Source organism: Streptomyces lydicus (assembly GCF_004125265.1).
GTDB classification, from domain to species: Bacteria; Actinomycetota; Actinomycetes; order Streptomycetales; family Streptomycetaceae; genus Streptomyces; species Streptomyces lydicus_C.
The window spans coordinates 8,465,218-8,489,475 of sequence record NZ_RDTE01000003.1 but is presented as its reverse complement, the minus strand read 5'-3'; the positions used below and the strand labels follow the sequence as shown (position 1 = coordinate 8,489,475).

Here is a 24,258-nt window from a genome sequence, read left to right as displayed (position 1 = left end):
GTCGCTGCCGCAGGCATGTCACAGCTCGGGCGGTCCGGCGCCGTACGCATGGCACGCATGGCACGCATGGCACGCATGGCAGATCGCATCGAAAGTCTGTTGCGTGGGCGGAGCCTCCGTGCCATGCTTTTCTTAACGCAACACAAGTAGCAGTAAGTCTCACTGGGGGAAGAGTGCCGATGTCCCGCCGCGCCGTTTCGTTCGAGGAGATTCCGGTCTCCGACGCCAGTTCAGGCCCCTATGCCCTCACCTTGGGCCCCGACGGCGCACTGTGGTGCACTCTGGTCCACGCCGGGCAGATCGCCCGGCTGGGACCGGGCGGGCAGGTCGATCGCCATCCGCTCGACTCCGCCGCATGCGGCCCCTCCCTCATCGCCCCGGGGCCCGATGGGGCGTTGTGGTTCACCCGTGGTCAGGACCATCGGATCGGACGGATCACCGTGGACGGGAAGGCGACCTCGTTCCCCCTCCCGGGTCCGGGCAGCGGGCCCTACGGGATCGTGGCCGGCGGCGACGGCGCGCTGTGGTTCACGCAGCTGCACACCGACCGCATCGGGCGTATCGACACGGACGGCCGGGTGACGGAGTACCCGCTGCACCTGCGCGGCGCCTTCCCCTCTGCCATCACCACCGGCCCCGATGACGCCCTGTGGTTCACCCTCAACCAGGCAGACGCGATCGGTCGCCTCGGTTTCGACGGCGACCTCACCCTCCACTCGCTGCCGACCGCGAACGCCGCACCGGTCGGCATCACCTGCGGAGCGGACGGCGCGCTCTGGTTCGTCGAGATAGGTGCCGGCCGGATCGGCCGTATCACCACGCAGGGCCGGATCGACGAGTTCCCGCTGCCGGACCCGGCGTGCCGGCCCCATGCCATCGTCGCCGGCCCGGCCGGTGACTGCTGGTTCACCGAATGGGGCGCGGGCCGCATCGGATCCATCACTGCCGACGGCCATATCGAGGAGTACGACCTCCCGAGCCCCGCTTCGGAACCGCACGGCCTGGCCTTCGGTGCTGATGGCGCCCTCTACGTGGCGCTGGAAGTCGGAGCGATTGCCCGCATGGCATTCCAGGACACCGCGGTGTCGTTCTCGGCATGCTCCCTCTCGGTGTCACCATCGAAAGACAAGCATCGCCGCCGGGAGCAAGGGCGACCGACGGCGCCATGACATGGACAGCCCACGGGGCGAAGGCTCGGCGAGCTGCAATCCGAGGAGAGGTGCCTGAATGAGCAGTGCAGCCGCCCGGGCCCGGATGCTGGGTGACCTGATCACCGCGAGTCACGTGATCACGCTGGAACAGGTGCCGGACCTGGTCGTCAAGCACGCGGCCCGGGTCGGCTGGCCGGGGGTGCTGATCTACCTGGCCGATCTGCAGCAGGAAGTGCTGTGCCTGCTTGCCGGCCAGGAGCCCGGTGCCGGCGGCGGCACGACGTCACCGCCGGATGTGGTGCGCATGGAAGGCACCCTCGCCGGGCGGGCGTTCCAGACCGGGGGCATGGTCGCGAACCCCACCCCCGGGGCCGAGCAGTGGTGGGTCCCGTTGCTCGACGGCACCGAGCGACTGGGCGTGCTGCGCGCCTCCGGCCCCCCGGGCACGGAGATGGACTCCCAGGCGGCCCTGGACCTGCGCAACCTTGCCGGGCTGATTGCGCTGATGATCGTCAGCAAGCGGGGGGCGAGCGACACCTATGCCCGGCTGGTGCGGCGCCGGAGGATGAATGTGGCCGCCGAGATGGAGTGGCGCATCATGCCGCCGAGGACCTTCGCCACCGACCGGGTGCTGGTCAGTGCGGTGATGGAGCCCGCTTATGAGGTCAGCGGCGATGTCTTCGACTACGCCATCGCCGGGGAGACCGTGCACCTGGCGCTCTTCGACGCCATGGGCCACGACACGGCCGCCGGACTGACCGCGAGCCTCGCGGTCGCCGCCAGCCGCAACCGGCGCCGGCAGAGCCCCGGAATCCTGCAGATCGCCGAAGCCGTGGAACACGCACTGGTGGAACAGTTCGGCTGCAGCCGCTACGCCACGGGCATTCTGGCCGAGCTGAACACCGGCACCGGGCTCCTCACCTGGACCAGCGTCGGGCACCCTGCACCGGTCGTCATCCGCAAGGGCCGCACCGCACTGAGCCTGACCTGCCCGCCGGCCCCTCCCATGGGCACCGATCTGGGCCTGCCGCCCACCGTGGTCCAAGAACAGCTGGAGCCCGGCGACCGCCTGCTGCTCTACACCGACGGCATCACCGAAGCCCGTAACCGCGAAGGCCAGGAATTCGGCCTGGCGGGCTTCACGGACTTCCTCATCCAGCACCATGCCGACGGGCTCCCCGTCCCGGAGACCCTGCGGCGCCTGATCAGGCGTCATCTGGCCTACCACGACGGCCGGCTCGACGACGATGCCACGGTCCTGCTGCTGGAGTGGAGCGGCCCCACCCCCTACCGCCCCGCACGGGTCGAAGCCCTCGCCGGGCTCCCCGAGCACACCACCGAGGACCCGCCCCTGGCCACCCCCTGGAGCACACCCGTCAGAGACGTCCTGTGAAACGCCGGGGCCGCACCGCGCCAGGGGCCTCCCCGGCAGCGGCAACCGGAGTGGGTCGCCGACGGCGGGGCAGAAGTAACCCGCTCTCGTCGGTCCCGGCGACCGGCCGGGTGCGCCCCCGACGGCGGGGCAGAAGCCCTCTGGAGGTCACAGATGCCATCGACTCTTGCGGTACCGCACATCGGACGACGCACCGCCCGTCGCGCCGCGCGCAGCTCGGCGGTCCGGGCCGCGGCGCGTGGTGGGTTCGCGGCCCGGGGCGTGATCTACGTCCTTGTGGGGGTACTGGCGCTGCGGATCGCGTTCGGCGACCCCGGTGAGCAGGCCGACCGGGGCGGAGCGCTGGCGGAGATCGCCGCCCGGCCGTTCGGCGGTGTGCTGATATGGGCACTCGGTCTGGGACTGGCCGGGATGGCCCTGTGGCGCCTGTCCGAGGCGGTGTTCGGTGCGGCAGGGCCCGACGGGCACAAGGCCGGCACGCGACTGCTGTCGCTCGTCCGTTGCGTCTTCTACGCCGTGGTGTCCTTCTCCGTGCTGTCGTTCGCGGCGGGGAAGAAGGGCAGCGGAAGCGGGGCGAGCGACCAGCAGTCCCGGGATGCCACGGCCACGGCGCTGGAACTGCCCGGCGGCCCCTGGCTGGTGGCCGCCGCGGGGGTGGGCATTGCCGTGGCGGGAGTCTGGATAGCGGTGCGGGCCATCCTGCGCACCTTCCACAAGCACCTCGACAGGAGCGGCATGTCACGGTCCGCCCGGCGCGGTGTCGATGTGCTCGGCGTCTCGGGTGGCATCGCCCGCGGTGGAGTGTTCACCCTCGCCGGCATCTACGTCGTCAAGGCCGCGGTTGCCTACGACCCCGGCCGCGCCAAAGGCATGGACGATACGCTCCGTTCCTTCGCCCACACCCCGGCCGGCCCCTGGCTGCTGGCCGCGATCGCCGCGGGTCTGGCGCTGTTCGGCGCCTTCTCGTGCGCCATGGCCCGCTGGCGGGACGTCTGAGCTTGCGAGGCCTGCCCGCCGCCCCCGGAATCATCGCCGCACGTCCGGCACCCCTACCCCACGAAACACTCCCGCTCCACGAAACTGCCACCCCACGGCAGACTCCGCCCCACAGCAGACTCCGCCCCACGACACACTCCCACTCCACGTCAGGAGCTCTCTTCGGATGACCGAGACCCATCAGAATGCCCCGGCCGCACGGACCGTCTACCGTGCCGAGGCCTTTGTGCGCAACGGCCGCTGGCACCTCGAAGTCGCCAGCCTCGACAGCGAACCCGACACCGGCGACACCGAAGCCCTGCTGGTCACGCTGTGGCCCGTCGATGAGGCGCCGAACGGCAGCGGCTTCCCCGCCGCCTCCCTCGGCGCGCAACTGCGCGACAGCGGCTTCGACCTCGCCGACCCCGGTCGGGGCACCGACGGCTGGACGCCGACCGGCGACCGGGACCGTTACACCGCCTCCTGCTACGCGACGGACGAGACGACCGCTTGACGTGCTGACCGTGCCGGGTACCTGGCGGCGCGGCGACGGGCGTCGCCCCGGGGGGCGCTGGAGCAAGTGGCACCGGAGGGGCAGGCCGGATCCCGCCCCGCCCCTCCGGGCCGTCGGTCAGCCGGTCTGCAGGGTCGCGTCGTCGATGACGAAGCTGGTCTGCAGGCTGGAGTCCTCGGTGGCGGTGAAGGTCAGGGTGATCCGCTGTCCGATGTAAGGGGTCAGGTCCAGGGTCCGCTGGGTGTAGCCGCTCGATGCCGCGGTGTTGGAGAGGGTCGCCAAGGTGGCACTGCCCACCTTGACCTTGAAGGTGTCGTAGGCGACCCGGTCGGTCTCATCGGTGTCGATGTGCAGCCAGTAGGTCAAGGTCGCCTTGCCGCATCCGGCGGGCACGGTCACCGACTGGTTGAGGGTTTCGGTGGCGGTGGAGCCGTAGCCGCCGAGCCAGGCGAACCTGCTGCCGCCGTGGGCGGACTGGCCCGCATGGGCGCCGATCGCTGCGGTGTCGCCCGTCCAGGGAGTGGTGCCGTTCTCGAATCCGCCGTTGGCGAGCAGCTGTTGGGCGGTGCAGCCTCCGGCGCCCTTGATCGTCAGGGTGTACTGCGTGGTGTGGGTGACGGACCCGGTACCGGTGACGGTGAGGGGATAGGTGCCGGGCGCCGTGCTCGGAGTCGTGGCGAGGGTCATGGTGGAGCTGCCGCCGGAGGTCACCGAGGCGGGGCTGAAGGAGACGGTCACACCGGCTGGAGCGCCCGAGGCCGACAGGGCCACCGTCTGTGCGGACCCGCTGGTGGTGGCCGTGGAGACGGTGCTGGTGGCCGAGGCGCCGGGGTCCACGCTGCCGGCTGCGGGGCCGGCGGTCAGGGAGAAGTCGTTCGCCGGGGTGGTGTCGGCGACGGCGAGCTTCCACAGGGTGGCGGCGATGCCGTCGACACTGCGGTTCAGTCCGGTGCTGTTGATGTTGTCGGTGGTGTCGCAGGACTGGTGGTAACAGGAGTCGTAGGCGCGGTTGGCGGTGCCGCCCCACTTGGCCGCCTGTGCGGAGGTCTTCCGGGCACTGGCGCCCATCGCGTATCCGGAGGTGGGAATGCCCGCCCGCTCGAAGGAGTAGTCGTCGGAGCGGCCGGCGCCCTCGGTGTTCTCCTCGGGCTGGAGGCCCAGGGAGTCCCAGTAGGCCTTCATCGGCTGGGCGGCCGCCGAGGTCAGATGGTTGATGAAGTAGCCGCCGTTGAGCGAGGCGATCATGTCGAAGTTGTAGTACGCCTTGATCTTCGACCGCTCGGCGGCCGAGAGGGAGTTGACGTAGAAGTCGGAGCCGTTGAGGCCCTGTTCCTCGTCGGTCCACCAGCCGAACCGGACGCGGGCCGCCATGGCGGGGTGCTGCTGCGCGAGGGTGAGCGCCGTCTCCAGCAGCGCGGTGGAGCCGGAGCCGTTGTCGTTGATCCCGGGGCCTGCCCCGACGCTGTCGAGGTGGGAGCCGAACATGTACACCTTGGCGGCGTCGCCCTGCGGCCATTCGGCGATCAGGTTGGGCCCGGCCCCGGTGGCGCAGCCGGAGGTGCAGGGCTGCTCGGTGACGGTGTAACCGGCCGCCTGGAGCTTGGCCTTGGCGTAGGCGACCGAGTCCCGGTAGCCCTGGCCGCTGGATTTGCGGGTGCCGCCGTTGCGGGTGGCGATGGCGTTCAGCTCGGTCAGATGCGCCTGGACCTTGGCGACGTCGATGTCGGGGGCTTCGGCGGCCCGGGGGCGGGCGGCGGCGGGGCCTTCGACGGACGTGGCCCGACCGCTGGACGAGGCCCGACCGCTGGACGAGGCCCGACCGCTGGACAAGGCCGGACCGCTGGACGAGACCCGGTCGAGGGCGGCTGTCGCGGCGCCCGCCGGATGGGACAGCGGGCCGGCCTGGGAGACGGCCGCGGCGGTGGGGGCGAGGCTCAGCACGGCGGCTTGGAGGGTGGCGGCGAGGGCGACGCCGGCCACCGCGAGTCTTCGTAACACCATGGCTCCTTGAGGGGTAGGGAGTGCTACCGACGGAGGTTCTGGTGGAGCGCCGGGCCGTGGCGGCGCCTCGTCCGGCCGGCCTCGGCCACGTGGGGCGGCGTCAGCGCGGTGCGAGAACGGCATGTCCATGACCCAGGCCGCCGTACCATCACACCGCGGCACCCACCACGTCAACGGATGTCCCGGCGCAGCGCCGTGATTGTCGAAAAACGGCAGGTGGCGCCCGATAACCGGGCACTTGGCCGGGTCCGCGGACGGTTTCGGACACCCCTGGCACGTGCCGGGCACGGCCCCGGCACGCCCCGGGCACGACGAACCCCGCCCTGCGCACGGCAGGACGGGGCAGTCAAGGGCGTGGACGGGGGCGGTCGTGGGCGTGCGGGCGCGGGGCCCGTCCCGGTGCCTACAGGAAGCTGACGTTCTGGGCGAGGGCGAGCCGGCTGGAGTAGTTGATGGTGTTGGTGGCGGAGCGCATATAGGCGCGCCAGGCGTCGGAACCGGACTCCCGGCCGCCGCCGGTCTCCTTCTCCCCGCCGAAGGCCCCGCCGATCTCGGCACCTGAGGTGCCGATGTTGACATTGGCGATGCCGCAGTCGGAGCCCTCCGCTGACAGGAAGAGCTCGGCCTCCTGCTGATCGCGGGTGAAGATGCTGGACGAGAGGCCCTGCGGGACATCGTTGTGCAGGGCGATGGCCTCCTCCAGGGTGTCATAGGTCTGCACGTACAGGATGGGGGCGAAGGTCTCCTCGCGGACCACGTCGGTCTGTGCGTCGACGCGGACGAGGACCGGCTCGGCGTAACCGGCCCGGGGCGCGGCATCGGCCAGGCGCCGGTTGCCGCCCGCGAGGATCTTGCCGCCCTCGGCCTGGGCCCGGGTGAGGGCGTCCTGCATGGCGTCCAGGGCGGTGGTGGAGATCAGTGGTCCGACGAGGGTGGTCTCGTCGAACGGGTCACCGATGGGGAGCTTCCGGTAGGCGGCGGTCAGCCGGGCGATGAGGGTGTCGGCGATGTCCCGGTGGACGATGAGGCGGCGCAGCGTGGTGCAGCGCTGGCCCGCGGTGCCGGCCGCGGCGAAGACGATGCCCTGCACGGCGAGGTCGAGGTCGGCGGAGGGCGCGACCACGGCCGCGTTGTTGCCGCCGAGTTCGAGCAGGCTGCGCCCGAAGCGGGCGGCGACACGCGGGCCGACCTCGCGGCCCATGCGGGTCGAGCCGGTGGCGCTGATCAGCGCGATACGGGGGTCGTCGACGAGCTTTTCGCCGGTGGTGCGGTCGCCCAGCAGCAGGCGGTGCACATCGCGCGGGGCGCCGACCTCCTCGGCGGCCTGTGTCAGCAGCCGGTCGCAGGCCAGGGAGATCAGCGGGGTGAGTTCCGAGGGCTTCCAGATCACGGTGTCACCGCAGGCCAGCGCGACGGCGGTGTTCCACGACCACACCGCGGCGGGGAAGTTGAACGCGGAGATGACGCCGACCACGCCCAGCGGGTGCCAGGTTTCGGCGAGGCGGTGGCCGGGGCGCTCGGAGGCGATGGTGCGGCCGTAGAGCTGGCGGGACAGGCCGACGGCGAAGTCGCAGATGTCGATCATCTCCTGGACCTCACCGAGCGCCTCGGAGCGGATCTTGCCCGCTTCGATGGTGATCAGGTCGGCCAGCTCGCCCTTGTGGTCACGCAGCAACTCCCCCAGTCGGCGCACGAGTTCACCGCGGCGGGGCGCGGGGGTGGTGCGCCAGGCGAGGAACGCCTCGCGGGTGGCGGCGATGGCCTCCTCGGTGTCGGCGGCGGTGGCCGCGCGCAGGCCGAAGAGGTCGTCACCGGTGATGGGGCTGCGGGCCGAGAAGTCGTCGCCTTCCGGAACGGTGACACCGAGGGCGGCGAGGCTGTCGCGGGCCCGGGTGCGCAGGTCCTCGGTGGTGGGGAGGATGATGCCGGTCATGATGCTCCTCTGGGGTGTTGAGGCGTGTTGAGGGGAGTGGAGGGGTTTCGAAGGGGGCTGAGGCGGCGGGCCGGGGATCAGCCGGGCGTGCCGTCGAGTCCGAGTTCCCGGGCGGCCTGCGCGAGGGAGCGGTTCTGCTGCTCCTCGTACAGGTCGAACGGGTCCAGGACGTCGCGGCCGAGGACGCCGGAGAGCCAGGCGCTGTCGTAGGCGGCCCCCTGCCGGTCGCTGTTCCTGGAGCCCTCGTCGCTGAGGTTGGACTGGAAGATGCCGGCCGCGGAGCGCGGCAGGAAGTCCTCGTAGACCAGCGGTTCGGCCCGGACCCAGTCCCCTTCCAGCAGGTCGCGGAGCCCGGCCGGCGGGCGGCTGCCGTCGCGTGGGCGGTCCGGCGCGGCGTGGTAGGTGAAGTGCGCCAGGCCCGCCGCGGCGAGTCCCTGCTCGGTGTCGGGCAGTTCCTCCGCCCACAGGCGGCGGGCGAGTGCGGCCCGGTCGGCAGGGGGCAGACCGGCGGCCCGGTCGTCGACCCGGGCGAGCAGCCGGTCGTAGCGGGCCCGGCCCTCGCGGCTGAGGGCGATACCGCGGGCTTCGACCTCACCGAAGCGCACCCGCAGGGATCCACTGATCACGCTGCCGTCCGGGGTGCGCATCGCGCGGGGCTCGGCGAGCGCCCGGAAGGAGGTCTGGCGCAGCAGGACGTCGGGGCCCTTCCAGCGGGGTGGCCCCTGGATGGTGTCGATCATCTCGATGCCGCGCTCGGTCATCCGCCGGTAGAGCTCGTCGATGTCCAGGACGCGGGGGGTGAGGTGGTTGATGTGGGTGCTGCCCACTCCCCCGATGTCCGCGGCGACGGCCGAGATCCGTTCCAGGGTGGCGTACCACGCCTGGTCGACGGGCTCGGGGGACAGTTCGAAGGCCTGCACGGCGAGGTGGAGGAACCGCTCGGCGTCCGCTTCGGGCAACTCCCCTGCGCTCTCCGCGCGGTCGGCGAGGGCGAGCAGTTCCGGGGGGAAGAGCTCACGGCCGGCGAGGAAGTTCTCCAGCCGGGCGCGCAGGTCGGGGTCGAAGAACCGGGGGTCGGCGGGGGTGAGCAGGGAGGTGAAGACGCGGAAGGGATTACGGGCCAGTTCGCCGGCGTCGACGGGGCGGAACGCGGTCGATACGACGGGGATCGCGCTGGCGGCGGCCTCCCGTAGATCGTAGAAGCCGACCGGGTACATCCCCAGGGCGCCGAAGATCCGGGCGACCTGGCGCAGTTCCTCCGGGGTGCCGACGCGGATGGCGCCGTGCCGCTCCGCGGTCACCCGGCCGATGGATCCCAGGCGCTCGGCGTCGGCGCCCTGTGCCCGCAGCACGTCCTCGTTGACCGCGCGGGAGACGTCCACCAGCGTGGTGTAGGCGGGCACCTCCCGCCCGTACATGTCCGAGAGCCGCTGGGCGAACGCGGCGCGCAGTTGCCACTGGCTGATCATCGGCAGTCGTCCTTCCGTCGGGGGGATTCACACCACGTGGATTTCGGGGCGGATCTCGGCACCGGCCGTGAAGCGGTCGGCGCTGAAGGGGGTGACGTCGACGAACGGTGTGCGCTCCAGGTAGAGGTCGCGCACGATCTCGCCGACGGCGGGGGCCTGCAGGAAGCCGTGGCCGGAGAACCCGGTGGCGTACAGGAAGTTGTGCGGCGCGCCGGCCCGTCCGATCAGGGCGTTGTGGTCCGGGGTGACCTCGTACAGTCCGGCCCAGCCCCCGGTGGTCTCCATTCCGGCGAGGGCGGGGGCCCTGCGGCGTGCGGCGGCACGGAAGAGGTCAAGCCAGTCCGGCGTCCAGGTGGTGTCGAAGCCCTCGTCCTGTCCGGGGTCGGCGAGGCCGAACAGCAGGCCGTCGTCGCTGTTGTGGAAGTAGGCGGTCGAGGCGAAGTCGATGGTGAAGGGGATGCGCGGGGCGGGCGGCGCGAGCGGCGCGGTGAAGGCGAGCTGGCGGCGCACCGGGCGCACCGGGAGGTGGACGCCCGCCATCTCGCCGAGCCGCGCGGACCAGGCGCCCGCGGTGCAGATGACCGTGGAGCAGGAGATCCGGCCGTGATCGGTGTGGACGGCCGTGACCCGGTCACCGGTGGTGTCGAGGCCGGTGACGGTGGTGTGCGTGGCGAAGGTGACGCCCGCGCCCGCGGCGGCGCGCGCATAGCCCTGGACGGCGAGTCGGGGCCGGGCGTGGCCGTCGGTCGGGGAGTAGGCGGCGGCCACCAGTCCGTCGGTGCTGACGTAGGGACACAGTCGCTGTGCCTCGTCGGGGCCGATCATGCGGCTGGGGACGCCGAGGCCGTTCTGGAGCCGGACGGCGGTCTCGAAGTCCGCGGCCTGCCGGTCGCTGGTGAGCAGGAAGAGATAGCCGACGCTGTCCAGCCGGATGTCCGCGCCGGGACGCTGTCCGAAGTCCTGCCAGGCGCGCAGACTCCTGCTGCCCAGGGCGATGTTGAGCGGGTCGGAGAACTGCGCCCGCACTCCGCCGATCGGTTTGCCCGAGCTGCCGCCGGCCAGTTCGCCGCGCTCGATCACGACGATGTCGGACACCCCGGCCTCGGCCAGGTGGAACGCGATGCTGGTGCCCATCACACCGCCGCCGACGATCACGACGTCGGCGGTCGGCGGCACGGTGCGGGAGGTGGATGACATGGACAAGAGGCCGATCCCTTCCGGAGGCCGGCGCCTGCGCCGGGGGCGTCCGTCCGGCGCAGGCGGGGCTGTCGGTGCATGGCGAGAAGAGCTGATCAGCTAGCTGCCCGTCATCGTGCAGCACTCCAACCTTTGACGTCTACGAACAGTTAGTACGTCTGATCTATTAGGATCTCTATATGGACTGGACGAGTGCCCAGCTGCGGTCCCTGGTGGAGCTGACCAGGCGCGGAACGATCACCGCGGCGGCCCAGGCCCTTGGATACACGCCCGGCGGCGTCTCCCAGCAGATCGCCGCGCTGGAGAAGGCCGCGGGCACGGAGCTGCTGCGGCGGGTGGGGCGCCGGGTGGAGCTCACCGATGCCGGCCGCACGCTCGCGGGTCACGCCGAGCGGATCCTGGCGACGGACGCGGAAGCCGTCGAGGCCCTGGAGCGCACCCGGCACGAGATCTCCGGCGTGCTGCACGTAGGGCTGTTCGCCACGGCGGCCGCCGAGATCCTGCCGCCGGCGCTGCAGGAGGTACGCCAGGCCCATCCCCGTCTCGCGGTGCACAGCCGCGATATGGAGGTGGACGAGGTGCACGACGCGGTCGCCTCGGGAGCGGTGGACCTGGCGCTCGGTCTCGATTACCCGGATGTGCCCCTTCCCCGGGAGTCCGCCCTGCAGGTGCGGCAGCTGTACCGAGAGCGGTTCTCGCTGGCGGTCCCCGCCGGTTCGATGGACGGCCGCGAGGTGATCGGCCTGGCCGATACCCAGGACCTGGGATGGATCCTGCCGTCGGCCGACAGCTACTACGGCCGGGCGGTGCGCACGGCCTGCCGGCGCGCGGGAATCGAACCCCGGGTCCAGCACGAGGTCACCGACACCGCGGCCACGCTGGCGCTGGTCGAGGCGGGCATCGGGGTGAGCACGGTGACGGATCTGATGCTCGGTCTGCGCGCGTCCCGGCTCGATGTCGTACGGCTGCGGGAGAAGGTCGAGCGGCACATCGTGGTGCTGTTCCGCTCCTCCGTCGAGCACCGGCCCACGGTGGCGGCGCTGGTCGACGTCCTGCGCGCGGTGTCCGGGGCCCGGCGCGGTACCCCGGCCCGCCGCGACCCGTAAGACGGCACTCCGGCCCGCCGCGCACCCACAGGACAGAGCCCCGGCCGCCGTCGCACCGCGACGCCCCGTCATCAACAGGCCCGCTCCCCAGGCGAGTTGACGTGCATCCGCAACAAGATGCCCGGTGCACGAGAATCCGGGCTGCTCGCCCTGCGCCGCGCCTTCCCCAGTTCCGCTTGCCCTCAGCCACGCAAGTTGTCGCGCTGGGGTCCCTTTTGCCGGGGCGGATCCTGAGTGAAGGTTTCAGGCCAGTGGTGACCCCCGCCACGACGGTGGCCCGTCGTGCCGCCGTTGCCTGAGAGGGAGCGAGCGATGTCCCCCGATCACACCCCGAAATCTCCCCTTCGCGCGTTGCTGGGACGAGGCCCCCAGGGAATCTTCCGGCGCACACTTCCCCATGAACAGCCCGGCGGTGAGCGTATGGTGCGCACGCTCGGCCTCACCCAGCTGACGATGATCGGCATCGGCGCCATCATCGGGGCCGGGATCTTCAGCCTGGCCGCGGCCGTCGCGCGGGACGTCGCCGGCCCCGCCGTCCTGATCTCGTTCCTGGTGGCCGGGGCCGCCTCGCTCTGTGCGGCCTTCGCCTACGCCGAGTTCGCCGGGATGGTCCCGAAGGCCGGCTCGTCCTACACCTACTGCGCCGCGGTCCTGGGGGAGATCGCCGGCTGGATCGTGGGCTGGGACCTGCTCCTGGAGTACACCGCCATCGTCGCCGTCGTCGCGATCGGGATGTCGGGCTATCTGGGATTTCTGCTGCAGGCGGTCGGCATCCAGCTGCCGGTCTGGGCCCTGGGCGCCCCCGGCACCGGCGCCGGCCACCGGGTGGACCTGCTCGCGATGGCGATCTGCCTCGGTGTGGCCTGGCTGCTGACCCGTGGCACCCGCACCTCGGCCCGAGTGGAGACGGTGCTGACCCTCGTCAAGATCGGCATCGTGCTGCTGGTGATCGTGGTGGGCTTCACCAAGGTCAGGACCGGCAATCTGCATCCCTTCGCGCCGTTCGGCTTCGGCGGGGCCTTCACCGGGGCCGCCACGGTCTTCTTCGCCGTGTTCGGCTATGACGCGCTGAGTACGGCGGCGGAGGAGTCGATGGAGGCACGGCGCAAGCTGCCGAAGGCGATGATGCTGTCGCTGGCGGTGTCCATGGTGCTGTACGTGCTGGTCTGCATCGTGCTCACCGGGATGCAGCGCTACCGCGAGCTCAACCCGAACAGCGGGATTTCCAGCGCGTTCCAGAGCGTGGGGCTGAGCGGGCTGGCCAATGTGATCGCCGTCGGCGCGGTCATCGGCATCGTCACCGTGACGTTCTCCTTCATGATGGGTGCCTCCCGCCTGTGGTACGCGCTCAGCCGCGACGGGCTGATGCCGGCCTGGTTCGGCGCCATCCACCCCCGGCGCAAGGTGCCGCACCGTGCCACCTGGCTGATCGGTGGGGTGTCCGCGGTGCTGGCGGGGCTGCTGCCCATCAACGCGGTCGCGGAACTCACCAATATCGGCGTGCTGCTGGCGTTCGTGGTGGTCTCCGCCTCCGTGCTGGTCCTGCGCTACCGCAAGCCGCACCTCAAGCGCGCCTTCCGCTGTCCGGGCATGCCGGTGGTGCCCGTCCTGGGGATGGCCTTCTCCGTCTGGCTGATGTCATTCCTGCAGTGGGAGACCTGGGTGCGGCTCGGCGGCTGGCTGGTCGTCGGCCTGGTCGTCTACGCCACGTACGGCTACCGCCGCACCCGCAGGGTCATGCCGGGAGGCTCGGTGGATCTCGACGCCCTCGACCGGATGTCCGACTCCGACGCGTCCGAGCCCGCGCCTCTCAGGTGACGGCCGGCCGGCCGCCCACGCGGGTGCTCCGCCCCTCCCCCGCCCTCGGAGTGGCGGAGCGCGCCCGGGTCCCGGCCGGTCACTCGTCGCACGCGGGGTGCACATACGGCTCGCCGTCGGGCACCGCGCGCCGCAGACAGCTGATCACCGCGGGGAGCAGCGGGTTGCTGTTCTCGCCGCGGTGCAGCGCCATCACCGTGCGGTGTGCGGAGTGCTGGGTGACCCGGGTCGCTTCGATCCCCTCGCCGGGAACGTGGCCGAGCGCCGGGACCACGGCCACGCCGAGTCCCGCGGACACCAGCTCCCGCACCACGGCGTAGTTGTTGCTGCGGAAGGCGACGGAAGCCTCGAACCCCGCGGCCGCACAGAGGCGGACGAAGGACCGGGCCCCGGCGGTGTCCTCCCGGCTGGTGATCCAGCGGGCCCCGGCCAGCTGGGACAGCTGGGCACCCAGGCCGCTGTCACGGGCCCTGAGCAGCACCAGGTCCTCACTCAGCAGGTGATGGCGGGTCAGGCCGTCGGGCCACTGGCGGGGGCTGAGCCCGTACTCGAAGACGAGCGCGACATCGAGATCGCCGTGGCTGAGCGCGGTGACGAGCTCTTCGGGCTCGCCCTCCTCCAGCTGGATCCGGGCCCGCGGATGGCTTGCGACGAGCGCCGACAGGGCGGCGGGCACCAGCCGTACATCGGCCGTGGGAAAGCTGCCCAGCCGCAGCCGGCCGGTGGCGCCGGTGGCGAGCTCCTGGACGTGGTGGTCCAGGTCCTCCATGGCCGCCAGCACATGGGTACTGAGATCGACCAGGCGGTGGGCCGCGGCGGTGGGGCGGATCCCGTGCGCCTCCCGCTCGAAGAGCACCAGGCCGGTCTCCTTCTCCAGCGCGGAGATCTGCTGCGAGATGGCGGAGGCGGTGTAGCCGAGGTCACGGGCCGCGAGGGCGAACGAGGCACTGCGGACGACGGCCTTGAGGGTGAGCAGGTGCAGTGGCTTCAGCAACGCGGCCTCCCAACGACGCGGGAGGCGAGCATAAGCATCCACCGCCCTCGAACGCGAGCCTCAGCATTCCTTGCCCTCAAGAATGAATTCTTTCGTCCTGCTGAGCCTTGTTCCCGGCCCGGGGCGCCCCACATCGTGGACGGGACCAGGCGGAACACGACCGGTGAGCTTACGAAGGAGCGAGCAGGGTGACCTCGACAGCCCAGGGCGTCGGCAGCCCCGACGCGGCAGCGGTGGCAAAAGCCCTCGACCAGGGGGACTGCGGCAAGGTCGCCGGCGATGCCGGTCACCGGGCACGGTACGCGTCCGATGCCTCGAACTACCGCCGGATCCCGCTCGCCGTGGTCTTCCCCCGCGAGCGGCAGCACGTCCTCAACGCGCTGCGGGTGTGCCGCCGCCTGGGGGTGCCGGTCACCGCACGCGGCGCGGGCACCAGCACCTCCGGGCAGGCCGTCGGACCGGGTGTGGTGCTCGACTTCTCCCGCTACTTCAACCGGCTGACGGCGCTGGATCCGCACGCCCGGACCGCGACCGTGCAGCCCGGCATCGTCCTGGACGACCTGCAGAGCGCCGCCGCCGGGCACGGGCTGGTGTTCGGCGCCGATCCCTCCACCCACAGCCGCTGCACCCTGGGCGGCATGATCGGCAACAACGCCTGCGGCTCGCACTCGCTCGCCTGGGGACGCACCGCGGACAACATCGTCGAACTCGAAGTGGTCACCTACCGCGGCACGGTGGTCCGGCTCGGCGAGATGACCCGGGAGGAGATCGACGCGGCCGTGGCCGCGGGAGACGACCGCGGAGAGCTGATCGGCGCCCTGTACCGGCTCGCCCAGGGCAACCTGGCGACGCTCCGCACCGCACTGGGGCAGTTTCCCCGGCAGGTGTCGGGCTATGCGCTGGAACAGCTGCTGCCCGAGCGGCGCTTCCACCTCGCCAGGGCCCTGGTCGGCAGCGAGGGCACCCTCGCCGTCGTCCTCTCGGCGACCGTCCGCCTCCTCTCGCCTCCCCCCGCACGGGCCCTGGTCGTCCTCGGTTTCTCGGACGCCGGCGCCGCGGCCGACGCGGTCCCCGCGCTGCTCCGGCACCGTCCGCTGGCCCTGGAAGGACTCGACCGCGGACTGACCGACATCGTCACCCGGCCCGCGACCAGGACCACCATCGACACCCTGCCCACCGCCCAGGCCTGGCTGTTCGCGGAGCTCGGCGGCACCACGGACGCCCTGTCCCGGCAGGCCGAAGCGCTGGCCGGGACCGCGCACGGGGCCGCGGGCTTCACCGGCAGTGAGATCGTCACCGATCCCGCACGCGCCCGCAGTCTGTGGCGGATCCGCGAGGACGGTGCGGGCCTGGCCACCCGTCTGCCCCCGGGCAGCGGGACCGAGAGCGGGGCCGAGGCCTGGCCCGGCTGGGAGGACGCCGCCGTCCCGCCCGAGCAACTGGGCTCCTACCTCCGCGAGTTCACCGCCCTGCTGCACCGCCACGAACTCCAGGGCGCCGTCTACGGCCACTTCGGCGAGGGCTGTCTGCACGTCCGGATCAACTTCGACTTCACCACCGAGCAGGGCACCGCCGTCTTCCGCACCTTCCTCGCCGACGCCGCCCACCTGGTCGCCGCACACGGTGGCTCACTGTCCGGCGAACACGGCGACGGCCAGGCCCGCTCCGCCCTCCTGCCCCTGATGTACGGCCCCGACGTCATCGCCCTGTTCGAGGAGTTCAAGAACATCTGGGACCCGGACAACGGCCTCAACCCCGGCATGATCGTGCGGCCGCTGCCCGTCGACGGCAACCTGCGCGTCAGCCCGCACCGCACTCCCCTGCCACTGGCCACGGTCTTCCCCTTCCCCTCCGACGACGGCGACTTCGCCAAGGCCACCCGCCGCTGCGTCGGCGTCGGCAAGTGCCGCTCCACCGCTCACCGCGGCGAGGTGATGTGCCCCAGCTACCGGGTCACGCGGGACGAGAAGGACTCCACCCGCGGCCGCGCCCGGCTCCTGTACGAGATGACCCAGGGTGAGGTGATCACCGACGGTTGGCGTTCCACCGAGGTCCGCGACGCCCTGGATCTGTGCCTGTCGTGCAAGGGGTGCAGCGCCGACTGCCCGGTCGGCGTCGACATGGCCACCTACAAGTCGGAATTCCTCCACCACCACTACAAGGGGCGCCTGCGACCCGCCTCGCACTACACCATGGGCTGGCTGCCCCTGCTCTCCCGGGCCGCCGCCCGGATCCCCGGCCCGGTCAACGCGCTCACCTCCTCCCGTCTGGCCCCGGCCCTCAAACGGCTGGGCGGCATCGCCCCGCAGCGGGACCTCCCCCGCTTCGCCCCGCAGACCTTCCTGACGTGGTTCCGCCGCCGCACACCCGAAGGCGACGGCCGGCGCGGCCCCGTCCTGCTGTGGGTCGACTCCTTCAACAACCACTTCAGCCCCGAAGTCCTCCGAGCCGGCGTGGCCGTGCTCGAAGACGCAGGCTTCCGGGTCCAGGTCCCCCAGGGCACCCAGTGCTGCGGGCTCACCTGGATCACCACCGGGCAGCTCGGCACCGCCCGCCGTATCGCCCGGCGGACATCCGCCGCGCTGGCTCCCGCGGTCCGCGCCGGCATACCCGTCGTCGGACTGGAGCCGAGCTGCACCTCGGCCCTCAAGAGCGACCTTCCCGAACTCCTCGACGGCGACGAAGAAGCCCGCGCCCTCTCCCGGGCCACCCTCACCCTCGCCGAACTCCTCGTCCACCACACACCCGGCTGGCAGCCCCCGCGGATCGAGGCCCGCTCACTCAGCCAGACCCACTGCCACCAGCACGCCACCTCCGGCTTCGGCGCCGACAGCACGCTGCTGGCCCGTATGGGGATCGACAACACCACCCTCGATTCCGGCTGTTGCGGTCTCGCCGGCAACTTCGGTTTCGAGCGCGGCCACTACGACGTCTCGGTCGCCGCGGGCGAACAGGTGCTGCTCCCCGCGGTGCGTTCGGCCGCTGCCGACACCCGGATCCTGGCCGACGGCTTCAGCTGCCGCACCCAGATCGCCCAGCAGACCCCGCGCAGCGGCACCCATCTCGCCGAACTGATCGCCCAGGCACTCCCCCCGTCCGCCACCCCCTCCTGACCCGCACTCCCCCGCCTCCTCGCTCTCCCTCCCTACCGACAAGGAACACACTGTGACTGATGCACTCTCCCTCGTCGACGAGTGGGGCCCCGAGAAGATCGTCGTCGTCTCGCACCGGCGCACCGGTATGAAGGGCGTCCTGGTGATCGACAACACCGCTCGCGGCATCGGCAAAGGCGGCACCCGGATGAGCCCCGGCGTCACCGTCGACGAGGTGTCCCGGCTGGCTCGCGTCATGACCTGGAAGTGGGCCGCCGTCGACCTCTTCTACGGCGGCGCCAAGGCCGGCATCGTCGCCGATCCGGCGTCCCGCGACAAGGAAGCGGTGCTGCGTGCCTTCGCCCGCGCACTGTCCAACGAGGTGCCCCGTGAGTATGTGATGGGACTCGACATGGGCCTGACCGAGGACGACGCCGCCATCATCCAGGACGAACTGGGCGACCGCGGCGCCGCCGTAGGCACCCCCGCACACCTCGGTGGCGTGGCCTACGACAAGCTCGGAGTCACCGGCTACGGCGTTGCCGAGGCGGCCGACGCCGCGGCAGGGCACCAGGGGCTGGCGCTGGCCGGCTCCCGGGTGGCCCTGCAGGGCTTCGGTGCGGTCGGCAGCGCGGCCGCCCGTCGTTTCGCCGCCCTCGGTGCCACCGTCGTGGCGGTGTCCACCGCCCACGGGGCGCTGCACGATCCCAGCGGTCTCGACGTGGACGCGCTGCTGGCGGCGCGCGACGAGCACGGCGACCACTTCGTCACCCGCCACTCCGCCGGCACCGTGCTCGCTCCCGGCCGTGAACTCACCGTGGACTGCGACGTCTTGGTGCCCGCCGCCCTGCAGGACGTCATCGACCGCAGCACCGCGCGCGACATCAAGGCGAAGCTCGTGGTGGAGGGCGCCAATCTGCCCACCTCCGCCGAAGCCCGGAGCATCCTCGCGGAGCGCGGCATCACCGTGCTCCCCGACTTCGTCGCGAACGCCGGCGGCGTCGTCGCGGCCGCCTTCGCGATGGACGCCCGCTACTCAGGGTTCCGGCCCGACACCTCCACCATCGTCGAGACGGTCTCCTCGCGGCTGCGCGCCAACTCCCTGACCGTCCTCGACGAAGCCCGGCTGCAGCACATCACCCCGCACACCGCAGGCCGCCGCCTGGCCGAGGACCGCGTCCGCACCGCCATGCGCAGCAAGGGGCATATCCCCCGCACCTGATACGGCGTGCGGGGCTCGCGCCGTCCGCCTACCGGCACGACTCCGTGCGCTTGACCACGGTGAGCGTGACCCGCCGGCCCCGCAGGGCCGTGCCCGCCGCCGGATCCTGGGAACAGACCTTCCAGCCCGCCGGCCACAGCACATGGCGGCCGGCGCCGCGCCCGTCCTTGAGCCGAACCGAGGTGTCGTAACGGAGCGCCTGGTCACCGTCCGGAGCCGGCTAAAAACCCGTCAGCCGCTGACACCCGACCACCGGCCGTGAACGAGATCCGCCGCTTGTACGACCGGATCGCCCTCGCCCCCGTCCGCGCCGCACAGACCTGGCTGGCCATGCACTGGCACCGCTGGCGCACCCGCCACCAGGACCGGGCCCGAACCAGCCACTACCGTGCCCGAGCCGCACGCGCTCACTCACCGTGAAGCCACTGGCCGTAACACTAGTGATGCCAAGCTCGCCCGCCCGTATTGTGGATGAACCGCTGCAGCACCTTGAGGGTGGTCCGGTACTCCTCGTCGGAGACCCCCGCGTGCCGTTCCGTCCAGAGCTCGTCCTGAAGGGCCGCGGCCTTGTCGTAGAACGCCCTGCCCTCAGCCGTGATGCGCAGACGTCCCTTGGCATCCTCGGTGATCCAGCCCTGGGTGATGATCGTGTCGATCTCTGACTCCATGGTTTCCGGGCCGGTGTCGAGGTAGTTCCGAAGGAGGCGGGACACCTCGTCACGGGTCTTGACGGTGTCGGCGCTTGCCACCTGCGCGAGGGCCCACCACTGCGGTTGGGTGGTACCGATCCTGGCGAGGGCGGCCCCGGTGCGGGCGATGACGGCCTTGTAGGCCGCCCAACTCCAGTAACCGATGGGCTGCTTGATCAGGTCGGTGTCGCTGTGTGAATACTCCATGCCGGGATCCCTGTCGTTGTCCGAGTCGGTTCGACGAGAATCGACCGTAGAAACTCAACTGGACTTGAGGTCAAGGGCGTACCAGTCGACCCCGCCGAGAGGTTGCTGCTCACTCACCGCTACACCACCGGCTGTAGTACTAGTACTGCGCGGCCGGGTGACTTTTGGCGCCCACCGGTGTGGAGTTGAGCCTTGAGGAAGGAGAGGAGGGTCTGCCAGGGCAGGGGGATGCGCGAGCGGTTCAGGAACTTCGTGAAAGATATGGCGTTGACTACGACTGCAGACCTTGGGGATGAAATGAAAAAATGGCTTCCTGTGCTCTACCGCAGCGATGGAGCATGGATCGGAATCATGCCCGATGGCAGGATCGGGGTAGGAGTTGAACTGGAGGGTCGGGCAGCCCTGGAAGATTCCGGGTTCGTTCCCATGTGGCCGTTCCTGGAGCAGCCCCTCTCAAAGTACCTTGAGGAGTTTTCCCATGAATGGTGTGCGTTCAAGAAAGGCGGCGTAGCAACTCCTGAAAAATTAATGGAGTTGACGGTCGAATCGGCATGGAATTCTGGTCGACCCTATTGGATGCGGCTGGCCGTTCCGTGGGCCATCGAGATGACCCACGGAGAGAATTTCGACTCTGGTTTCGTCCGTGAAATCCTCAACGAGATGGGGCACGGCCAAGAGCAGTGATGGGGCTACGCACCCCAGCGCCTGGGCCTGACCGCTGGACACCGCCACACGAAGATCATCCCAGTGATGCCCGATGCCGGCGGACAGGCTCAGGCCGTGGCATACCCATGCGGTCCGGACACGAAGGCCAGGATGTGCGGGACCGCCTCACGCAGGCTGTCGAAGTGGCGGTGTACGCCGTCCACCGCAACCGCGGCGTTCACGCCCCACACCGTCATCCCGGCCCGCAGCCCGGACTGCACTCCGGACGGTGCGTCCTCGATGACCAGGCAGTCTTCCGGCTCGGCATCCAGCCGTGCGGCGGCCCGCAGATACGGAACGGGAGAGGGCTTGCCCTCCTCGACAGTGGCCGCGTCCACGATCACGCCCGGCACCGGCAGGCCCGTCCTCAGGAAACGGCCGCGCACCCGGTGCTCGTAGTTCGAGGTCACCAGCGCCCAGGACTCCGTCGGCAGACTGCGCAGCAGCTCCGACGCGCCGTCGAAGGCCGCATAGACACCGGACCGCACGTCCTCGTCCTCCAACTCGTGCAGCGCGGCCAGGCACTCATGTGGATCGAGGTTCCCCGAGACCGCGGCGAACGTCTCCATCGGCCGCGTCCGCAGGGCCACTTGGTACACCTCGTCCGCATCCAGCCCGTATCGCTTCGCCCACGCTCGCCACACCTGGCGCTGGTTGCTCACCGCGTCCACCAACGTGCCGTCGACATCGAACAGCACGTACCTCGAACGGCCTGACTGCGCAGATTCACTGGTCACATATCGATCATGTCAGGCACCTACCAGATGCTTCACGGGACAGCCCTTTGCTGAGTACGTCGCCGAAGTCGAGCCGGAGATATGGAGTGTTACGCGACGAAAGTCCGAAGAGGCCCCTCGGGATTGTTCCCGAGGGGCCTCTGGGGTCTTGGCGGCAACGGCTGACGATCGCGTCGGCGGGAAGAGCGCGCCTTCTCAGCCGAGCTGTGAAGCGCCCGAGCTCCTGGAAGCCGCCGTGTGTTGCGGCGGGTGGCCGGCGCAGGCAGAGGGGTTTGCTCTTGACGTGATGCGCAGCGGTTCGCTCCGCCAGGTCCGCCCGGTCCTCATGATCCGGCGGGCTGGTCCGCGGTGTTGCCGTCCTGGGCGCCGGCGGCAGCGATCCGGCGCGGCAGTTTCGCGGCGATGACGATCGTCACCACGCTGAGAGCGGCGGCGACGCCGAAGGCCAGCTTCATCCCGCTCAGCTCTGCGGGCGCGGCGGCGACGCCGTCGGCGACCAGGGAACTGGTACGCGCGGACATCACAGTCACCACGAGTGCGGTCCCGAACGCGGCGGCGACCTGCTGCAACGTGCCGAGCATCGAGCTGCCGTGGGAGTACAGGTGCGGGGGAAGCGCGCCCATACCGAGCGTGAAGACGGGGGTGAACGTCGCCGCCAGGCTCACCATCAGCAGCGCGTGCAGTGCGAGCACCTGCCAGTACGGCATCGTCATCGAGACCTGGGTGAAACCGCAGAGGGCGAGCACCATCCCGATCGAGCCGGGCAGCACCAGCGGCCGGCTGCCGAAGCGGTCGAACAGCTTTCCCACGGTCGGTCCGAGCAGTCCCATGGCCAGACCGCCCGGCATGACCAGCAAACCGGTCTCCAGCGGGCTGAGCCCCCGGACGTTCTGCAGGTACAGCGGCAGAAGGATCATCGACCCGAGCATCGCCAGGAAGCCGACGGAGATGAGGGCCAGGGAGAGGCCATAGGTGCGGTGCCCGAGGGTTCGCAGGTCCATCAGGGGCGTGCCGGTGCGTTGCAGCTTGAGCTGGCGGATCACGAAAACCACGATGGCCGCGAGCCCGGCGATGACGATGCCGATGCCGAGCCCGAACCTGCTGCCCGTTTCACCGAGGAGGCTCAGGCCGTACACCAGGCCGCCGAAGCCGAGCGCCGCCACCGAGACACTGAGCCAGTCGATGGCGCTCACCTGCGGCTCGCTGATGTTGTCCACCTTGCGCAGCCCGAGCAGGGTCACCGCGGCCGCGATCGGCAGGACGACCACGAACAGCATCCGCCAGGAGCCGGCCTGCAGGATCAGCCCGGACACGGCAGGTCCGAGCGCGGGCGCCACCGAGATCGCCAGGGTGACGTTGCCCATCACCCGGCCGCGGTCCTGCTCGGGCACCACGATCATCAACGTGGTCATCAGCAGGGGCATCATCACGGCCGTACCTGCGGCCTGCACGACGCGTCCCAGCAGCAGCACCTCGAAGGTGGGCGCGACGGCGGACAGGGCGGTACCCGCCAGGAACACTCCCATCGCGATGGCGTAGGCCCGGCGGGTGGTGACCCGCTGCAGGAACCAGCCGGTGACCGGAATCACGGCGGCCATGGTGAGCATGAACGCCGTGGACACCCACTGTGCCGACTGCTGGGTGATGTGCAACGACTCCATCAACCGCGGGATGGCGTTGATCAGGATCGTCTCGTTGAGGATCACCACGAAGGTGGCCAGCACCAGCAGCCGCACCACGGTCGGTATGCGGCGCGCCTGTACGGCAGGTCGTTCTTGGATCGCAGCTGTCATGGCAGCTCCTCGCTGGGGTTCCTGAGCACAGTCGCCTCGCAGCCAGGGGCTGTCGGTACGAACGTAGGCGTGCTGGGTGGGTGTGATTGTAGGAAGAGACCGGCATGCCCGGTAAGACTCATCGGCCGGCGCGAGTGTTTCGCATCTTCGCACCGATCTCACCCGAATTTTCTCCCACCCCACCGGCACCGCCGTGACGAGGCCACCGAGCGCAAACACGGACCCGCTCTTTGGGCTCACAGGCCGAGGCGGGCGGGTGGGTGCCGCGGTTGGCTGAGGACGTGGGTGGCTTCGGTCACCCGGCTTCCCCTTTGTCCCCTCTTGCCCCGTCCCCCTTTCCCCCTTCCTTCCTGGAGGTGGTGCGCCATGCGCACAGCACAGCTCGGCAATCGTCTGGTACTCGTTCACGAGGACGGGGCGGTCGATGTCGAGAAGGCCAGTGCCGGTCGCTTCCCGTCCGACCCGCAGGCCGTCTTCGAGCACTGGCAGGAGTTCACCGCCTGGGCACGGACGCCCGCCGCGCGGGAGGCCGAGCGGATGCCGCTGGAGGACCACCGGCTCGGCGCCCCCGTCCCCCGCCCGCGCCAGGTGTTCGCGGTCGCCCTGAACTACGCCGACCACATCGAGGAGTCCGCCCTCGACACTCCCGGCCGGCCGGCCGTCTTCACCAAGTACCCGACCTCGCTGGCCGGCCCGTACGACACGGTGGAGCTGCCCAGCGGGATGGTGGACTGGGAGGTCGAGCTGGTCGCGGTCATCGGCCTTCGCGCCCATCGGGTGCGTGCTGAGGACGCCTGGAAGCACGTCGCCGGTCTCACCGTGGGGCAGGATCTCTCGGAACGCCGTATCCAACTCCAGGGACCGGCACCGCAGTTCGCGCTCGGCAAGTCGTTCCCGGGGTTCAGTCCGACCGGACCGGTCATGGTCACGCCCGATGAGTTCGCCGACCCCGATGACCTGGCACTCGGCTGTGCCGTCGACGGCGAGACGATGCAGGAGTCGCGCACCGGCCGGATGGTCTTCCCGGTCGCGGAGCAGATCGCGTGGCTCTCCGCCGTCTGCCCGCTGCTGCCCGGCGACCTGGTCTTCACCGGCACCCCGGCCGGGGTCGGGGGCGCCCGCACTCCGCGCCGCTTCCTCGCTCCCGGCGAGGAACTGCACAGCTGGATCGACGGTATCGGCGCGCTCCGCAACCGGCTGGTCACCGGCCCCGGTCACCCCGACGGCCCCGGCGCCTGACCGCCGCCCTCCCCCCGTCCCCT

Annotated in this window: 18 protein-coding genes and 1 pseudogene; 11 read left to right on the top strand and 8 right to left on the bottom strand. The window is 70.8% G+C overall.

Going from position 1 to position 24,258, the window contains the following annotated elements:
• Positions 1-179 precede the first annotated feature (179 nt).
• From D9V36_RS39955 to D9V36_RS39940, 4 genes are all read left to right on the top strand, one after another.
• Positions 180-1,169: a Vgb family protein gene (locus D9V36_RS39955; protein ID WP_241721241.1), complete on the top strand. Its 990-nt coding sequence runs from the start codon at positions 180-182 to the stop codon at positions 1,167-1,169.
• An 85-nt stretch (positions 1,170-1,254) separates the two neighbouring features.
• Positions 1,255-2,544, top strand: a complete 1,290-nt coding sequence (locus D9V36_RS39950) for a PP2C family protein-serine/threonine phosphatase (protein WP_129299022.1) — start codon at positions 1,255-1,257, stop codon at positions 2,542-2,544.
• A 153-nt stretch (positions 2,545-2,697) separates the two neighbouring features.
• A complete protein-coding gene (locus D9V36_RS39945; protein ID WP_129298068.1) occupies positions 2,698-3,540 on the top strand; it encodes a DUF1206 domain-containing protein in 843 nt (280 codons plus the stop codon).
• Positions 3,541-3,706: 166 nt separating this feature from the next.
• Positions 3,707-4,033 (top strand): hypothetical protein, encoded by a 327-nt coding sequence (locus tag D9V36_RS39940; protein ID WP_129298067.1) that lies wholly within the window; start codon positions 3,707-3,709, stop codon positions 4,031-4,033.
• 117 nt (positions 4,034-4,150) lie between these two features.
• Here the strand turns inward: D9V36_RS39940 and D9V36_RS39935 are convergent, their stop codons facing one another.
• From D9V36_RS39935 to D9V36_RS39920, 4 genes are all read right to left on the bottom strand, one after another.
• Positions 4,151-6,034, bottom strand: a complete 1,884-nt coding sequence (locus D9V36_RS39935) for a M28 family peptidase (RefSeq protein WP_241721240.1) — start codon at positions 6,032-6,034, stop codon at positions 4,151-4,153.
• 403 nt (positions 6,035-6,437) lie between these two features.
• A complete protein-coding gene (gene amaB / locus D9V36_RS39930) occupies positions 6,438-7,967 on the bottom strand; it encodes an L-piperidine-6-carboxylate dehydrogenase (RefSeq protein WP_129298066.1) in 1,530 nt (509 codons plus the stop codon).
• A 77-nt stretch (positions 7,968-8,044) separates the two neighbouring features.
• Positions 8,045-9,436: a 2-oxoadipate dioxygenase/decarboxylase gene (hglS, locus tag D9V36_RS39925; protein WP_129298065.1), complete on the bottom strand. Its 1,392-nt coding sequence runs from the start codon at positions 9,434-9,436 to the stop codon at positions 8,045-8,047.
• 27 nt (positions 9,437-9,463) lie between these two features.
• Entirely contained in the window at positions 9,464-10,633 is a 1,170-nt protein-coding gene (locus D9V36_RS39920; protein WP_129298064.1) for an NAD(P)/FAD-dependent oxidoreductase, read from the bottom strand.
• Between the two features lie 179 nt (positions 10,634-10,812).
• Between D9V36_RS39920 and D9V36_RS39915 the strand changes: the two genes are divergently transcribed.
• The gene (locus tag D9V36_RS39915) at positions 10,813-11,739 is read left to right on the top strand and encodes a LysR family transcriptional regulator (RefSeq protein ID WP_129298063.1); all 927 of its coding nucleotides are present in this window, start codon (positions 10,813-10,815) and stop codon (positions 11,737-11,739) included.
• Between the two features lie 420 nt (positions 11,740-12,159).
• On the top strand, positions 12,160-13,557 hold the full coding sequence (locus D9V36_RS39910; protein ID WP_206739791.1) for an amino acid permease: 1,398 nt from the start codon (positions 12,160-12,162) through the stop codon (positions 13,555-13,557).
• A gap of 79 nt (positions 13,558-13,636) precedes the next feature.
• Here the strand turns inward: D9V36_RS39910 and D9V36_RS39905 are convergent, their stop codons facing one another.
• A complete protein-coding gene (locus D9V36_RS39905; protein WP_129298061.1) occupies positions 13,637-14,551 on the bottom strand; it encodes a LysR family transcriptional regulator in 915 nt (304 codons plus the stop codon).
• 188 nt (positions 14,552-14,739) lie between these two features.
• Here D9V36_RS39905 and D9V36_RS39900 point away from each other — a divergent pair.
• From D9V36_RS39900 to D9V36_RS41300, 3 genes and pseudogenes are all read left to right on the top strand, one after another.
• Positions 14,740-17,652: pseudogene (locus D9V36_RS39900) on the top strand (FAD-binding and (Fe-S)-binding domain-containing protein); the annotation flags it as partial.
• A gap of 64 nt (positions 17,653-17,716) precedes the next feature.
• The gene (locus tag D9V36_RS39895) at positions 17,717-18,865 is read left to right on the top strand and encodes a Glu/Leu/Phe/Val family dehydrogenase (RefSeq protein WP_129298059.1); all 1,149 of its coding nucleotides are present in this window, start codon (positions 17,717-17,719) and stop codon (positions 18,863-18,865) included.
• Positions 18,866-19,123: 258 nt separating this feature from the next.
• Positions 19,124-19,285, top strand: coding sequence for a hypothetical protein (locus tag D9V36_RS41300; protein ID WP_164993125.1), 162 nt, complete (start codon positions 19,124-19,126; stop codon positions 19,283-19,285).
• Positions 19,286-19,302: 17 nt separating this feature from the next.
• Here the strand turns inward: D9V36_RS41300 and D9V36_RS39890 are convergent, their stop codons facing one another.
• Positions 19,303-19,761, bottom strand: coding sequence for a MarR family winged helix-turn-helix transcriptional regulator (locus D9V36_RS39890; RefSeq protein WP_129298058.1), 459 nt, complete (start codon positions 19,759-19,761; stop codon positions 19,303-19,305).
• A 252-nt stretch (positions 19,762-20,013) separates the two neighbouring features.
• Between D9V36_RS39890 and D9V36_RS39885 the strand changes: the two genes are divergently transcribed.
• Complete coding sequence (locus D9V36_RS39885) at positions 20,014-20,445, top strand: hypothetical protein (RefSeq protein ID WP_129298057.1); 432 nt, start codon at positions 20,014-20,016, stop codon at positions 20,443-20,445.
• Positions 20,446-20,534: 89 nt separating this feature from the next.
• On the opposite strand, the gene D9V36_RS39880 is transcribed toward D9V36_RS39885, so the two are convergent.
• Positions 20,535-21,203, bottom strand: coding sequence for an HAD family hydrolase (locus D9V36_RS39880; RefSeq protein WP_129298056.1), 669 nt, complete (start codon positions 21,201-21,203; stop codon positions 20,535-20,537).
• Between the two features lie 323 nt (positions 21,204-21,526).
• Positions 21,527-22,996, bottom strand: a complete 1,470-nt coding sequence (locus D9V36_RS39875) for an MDR family MFS transporter (RefSeq protein ID WP_129298055.1) — start codon at positions 22,994-22,996, stop codon at positions 21,527-21,529.
• 366 nt (positions 22,997-23,362) lie between these two features.
• Between D9V36_RS39875 and D9V36_RS39870 the strand changes: the two genes are divergently transcribed.
• The gene (locus D9V36_RS39870; RefSeq protein WP_129298054.1) at positions 23,363-24,235 is read left to right on the top strand and encodes a fumarylacetoacetate hydrolase family protein; all 873 of its coding nucleotides are present in this window, start codon (positions 23,363-23,365) and stop codon (positions 24,233-24,235) included.
• The last annotated feature ends 23 nt before the right edge of the window (positions 24,236-24,258 follow it).

Coding starts and splice junctions, on each gene's coding strand:
- D9V36_RS39955 (WP_241721241.1), top strand. CDS start 180: ATGTCCCGCCGCGCCGTTTCGTTCGAGGAGATTCCGGTCTCCGACGCC.
- D9V36_RS39950 (WP_129299022.1), top strand. CDS start 1,255: ATGCTGGGTGACCTGATCACCGCGAGTCACGTGATCACGCTGGAACAG.
- D9V36_RS39945 (WP_129298068.1), top strand. CDS start 2,698: ATGCCATCGACTCTTGCGGTACCGCACATCGGACGACGCACCGCCCGT.
- D9V36_RS39940 (WP_129298067.1), top strand. CDS start 3,707: ATGACCGAGACCCATCAGAATGCCCCGGCCGCACGGACCGTCTACCGT.
- D9V36_RS39935 (WP_241721240.1), bottom strand. CDS start 6,034: ATGGTGTTACGAAGACTCGCGGTGGCCGGCGTCGCCCTCGCCGCCACC.
- amaB (WP_129298066.1), bottom strand. CDS start 7,967: ATGACCGGCATCATCCTCCCCACCACCGAGGACCTGCGCACCCGGGCC.
- hglS (WP_129298065.1), bottom strand. CDS start 9,436: ATGATCAGCCAGTGGCAACTGCGCGCCGCGTTCGCCCAGCGGCTCTCG.
- D9V36_RS39920 (WP_129298064.1), bottom strand. CDS start 10,633: ATGTCATCCACCTCCCGCACCGTGCCGCCGACCGCCGACGTCGTGATC.
- D9V36_RS39915 (WP_129298063.1), top strand. CDS start 10,813: ATGGACTGGACGAGTGCCCAGCTGCGGTCCCTGGTGGAGCTGACCAGG.
- D9V36_RS39910 (WP_206739791.1), top strand. CDS start 12,160: ATGGTGCGCACGCTCGGCCTCACCCAGCTGACGATGATCGGCATCGGC.
- D9V36_RS39890 (WP_129298058.1), bottom strand. CDS start 19,761: ATGGAGTATTCACACAGCGACACCGACCTGATCAAGCAGCCCATCGGT.
- D9V36_RS39875 (WP_129298055.1), bottom strand. CDS start 22,996: ATGACAGCTGCGATCCAAGAACGACCTGCCGTACAGGCGCGCCGCATA.
- D9V36_RS39870 (WP_129298054.1), top strand. CDS start 23,363: ATGCGCACAGCACAGCTCGGCAATCGTCTGGTACTCGTTCACGAGGAC.